The sequence below is a fragment of the Tenacibaculum amylolyticum genome, from assembly GCF_964511145.1.
Taxonomy (GTDB): domain Bacteria; phylum Bacteroidota; class Bacteroidia; order Flavobacteriales; family Flavobacteriaceae; genus Polaribacter; species Polaribacter amylolyticum.
Window position 1 is genome coordinate 1 of the sequence record NZ_CAZEFZ010000015.1, and the last position, 3,607, is coordinate 3,607.

The 3,607-nt window shown below is 35.3% G+C and carries 1 protein-coding gene; it reads right to left on the reverse strand.

Annotation, left to right across the window (positions count from 1 at the left end; all coding sequences use genetic code 11):
- Window positions 1-2,858 (reverse strand): beta strand repeat-containing protein (locus ACKTTC_RS06300; RefSeq protein WP_408038953.1); only part of this gene is annotated, 2,858 nt, incomplete at its 3' end.
- Between the last annotated feature and the right edge of the window lie 749 nt (window positions 2,859-3,607).

A 3,607-nucleotide genomic window follows, 5' to 3' on the forward strand; every position in this document is an offset into this window, starting at 1 on the left:
GCTATTGCTGCACCATCAGCTGCACTGATCTCTGTTCCATTTGCTCCGTTCGAAACTGGGCCTGGAGTAATGTCTGCAGTTAAACCACTTGGTTGTGTAACTGTATAATTCCCTGCATTTGTACCTCCAATAGTATAACTTCCTGTTGTGGCAGTAACTGAAATACTCGTTCCTACATTAGAACTTGCAAAATCCCACACTGTTGGGCTAGTTGCAATTGTTACAACATCACCTACTTCTACTCCTGCTAATGCTGGACTTCCTAGAGTAACTGTAGCTGTTGTATTTCCATCATGTATTTTATTATTTGCTGTAACATTAACTGTTAAGGCTTTTGGAGTAATATTTGCTGTTAAGCCTGTTGGCTGTGTAACCGTATAATTTCCAGCATCTGCTCCTGTGATGGTATAAGTACCCGTTGTTGCTGTTACTGAAATTCCTGTATTAACATCTATACTTGCAAAATCCCATGCTGTTGGACTTGTTGCAATCGTAACTACATCTCCTGACTCAATTCCTACTAAGGATGGGCTTCCTAAAGTAACTGCTGCCGTTGTGGTAGCATCGTATATTTTATTATTTGCTGTTACAGAAACTGTTAATGCTTTTTGAGCTACAGTTATTGTAATAGCAGTACCGTTACTTACACATCCCGTTACAGAATTAATAACTCTTAGTGTTGCATTATAAGTTGCTGCATTTGCTGTTGACGGTACTGTAATAGCTATTGGTGATGCAGGTAACGAAGTTGCTGTAACATCTGAAAAACCTTGCCCTTCTGCAGTAGTATCAAAATCTATACTATATTGATTTGGACTATTTGTTACTCCTGTATACGCTAAATTAACAGATGTATCTCCATAAGTTGTATTCAAAGCACTTGATGAAAGTGTTATTGTAGGCGGGGAAGCACCTGTAGCTTGCAATACAATATTATCGAAAGTTACATCATCTCCTGCTCCATCTTCCTGTCCTTCCCAAACCAGAGCCAATTGGTAACTTGCAGTAGCACCTACCGTAAAAGAAGCATCATAATTTGTATCTACAGTTGTAATTTGTGTAGTTCCTGTTCCTCCTGCTCTTGTATGAAAAGAAGCAATTGTTTGTACAATTGCATTACTATTATCTAGTAGTACCCAAGCAAAATTTATATTAGTTCCTACTAATGTATTAAATTGATCTATGGAAAATGTATAATTTGTTCCTGCATTTAAATTAAATGCTGTCGTATTTTTTAAAATTACATTTCCAGCATGTAAGTTTCCATCATTATCTACATTACTTACCATTCTTCCAGTTGGTCCACTTGTAAAAGATATTGGCCCAGTAGCTGGAGAAGTTGGAAAACTATCTGCCCAACTAGTTGCTCCATTAGAAAAATCTCCATTTACTATTAAATTACAATTGGAACTAGCATTATCATCATTTGTTATAGTACCTGTGGCTGTAGCAGTTCCTATTCCTGTACCAACAGGACTAGACAAAGTTACTGTAAACCCTTCACTGGATTCAAAGCCGGTGTCTCCACTTACATCTATTGTTATTGTTTTACTAGTTTCTGTTGCAGCAAAATTTACAGTACCACTAGGAAAAGAACCTCCGAAATCTGCAGCGTTTGCTGGATTTGCTCCACTTCCTGCTACTGCATAATTCACTGAGCTTGCACCACTAGTAACACCTGTACGTGTCACATCAAAAGTAAATGCTGTATTTCCTGCATTTCCTTCAGCCTTAACAGCATCTGTTGCCGCTATAGATACAGAAGTATCATCATTTGTTATGGTAACAATAGTAGAATTTTGATTTGTTCCATCTCCATTAGCATCTGCTTGTATTAAAGACGAAGAAACACTTAAAATAGATATTTCAACTGTTTCATCTGGTTCCACTATTCCATCATTAACTAAAGTTAAGAGTATGTCTATTTCATCTGCTAAAGAATAAGCTCCTGCAGGAACATTAACTGTAGTTGTTAAACTATAATCTCCAGGAGAAGTAGCTGTTCCCCCATCTATTTGTAAAGTAACAGTTTGTGCTGTTCCTACTGTACCATTTACCCTTAACTTAGGTGTATCTGAACTATTTTCTGCTATATTGTATGTTGAAGCAGATAATTCAACTATAGGATCTAACGTAATAGCTACTCCATCTAACGTATTTCCTAATGAACCTGCTGGTGCTGTAGCTTGAAAACCTATTTGATACACTCCAGTAGGACCTGTGAAAGTATATGTCCCCTTATTATTTATCCAAGTATTTTGCGTAGTTAATGATGATGTATCAATAATATATAGAGGTGTAGCTACCGCAGCCGTCTCATTCTCTGCAAACAATGCAAATTGCACTGTCTCAGGGTTCCCTTGACGACGTCCATGATAATACTGGTATTCTATTGACTCACCATTTATCATATATACATATTGATACACCCTACTGGCTACATAGGCGTTCAATTCTATATAGTTATTCCCTGGAACTTCAGTACCTGTAGCCCCATCTACTGCACTTGCATTAAAATTTACACCTCCAGTAATATTTCCTAAGGTACCAGAAGTAACCTCTATAGGAAATGGTGTAAAACCAGGTCCAGGTCCTGTAGGTGCAGAAGTAAACCAATTGTCTACTAATGGTGTAGTGGCTAATTGTGGAGGACCAGCTACTGTTGGACCTCCTTGCCCTGTCACTATTCCTGTCGTAGCATTAGTAAACTGTCCATTAAGAACTACCCTATTTTGGGCATAATTAGTTATACTTATAAAAAAGAGTAGCATAAAGCTACAAAGGATTAAAGCTGGTTCTCGCCCCCTGACTTCCTTGAATTTAGAAAATTTTAAAAATCGAGTAATTTTTTTTTCCATGTGTGTTGAGTATGATTTTTGTAGATATTTTTTGACAATAAAACCCTATAGTATGCATACAAGTGTTCCCCTTTATACATACTTTCTATTCATCTTATATGAATATGTATCTGTAAGAGACTGTTAGCACCCTTTACTAACTCTCTTAATTTTCTTTTTTGTAGTAGTAGTTATTTAATGTGAAGTTGGTCAGTTTTATCCTGAGTTCTTTATTCTGGAGACTTTAACTGTAAGATTTGCTTTGTGCTTCATAGTGTGTATGGTTTATAAATTTATATGAATCTGTTTTTAATTACACATAACTGCATATTACCATTCTATCATCTGTCTATTATTGATTATTACTCAGTTTTGTAAATCCTTTATGAAGCAAATAAGGTATAATGTGTGTAAAAATACACTTAATATATTTTAGCTCCCCCTCCTGTTATTAAAATAAAAAAGTAATAATCTTAACTTCCCATTTAAAAGTAAAAAAAACAGTCTATTAAGACCTCTTAACTTCGACCAATGGTATTTTTTCATCGTTGAAATTTCATTTTTCTTCGATGAAAATACAAGTTTTGAAATTACTAAATAAAAAAAGGGTAAATACTAGGTATTTACCCCTTTCTTTTTTTAAGAAGAATTGACTTATCTAAATCAAGATTTAAAAAAACCTCACAAACTTAGATCGTTCTTGACTAAAACTGAATGTCATTAATATTTCATGACTTCCAGAATTAAAGTTTCCTAGGTTTGTAAAAGTA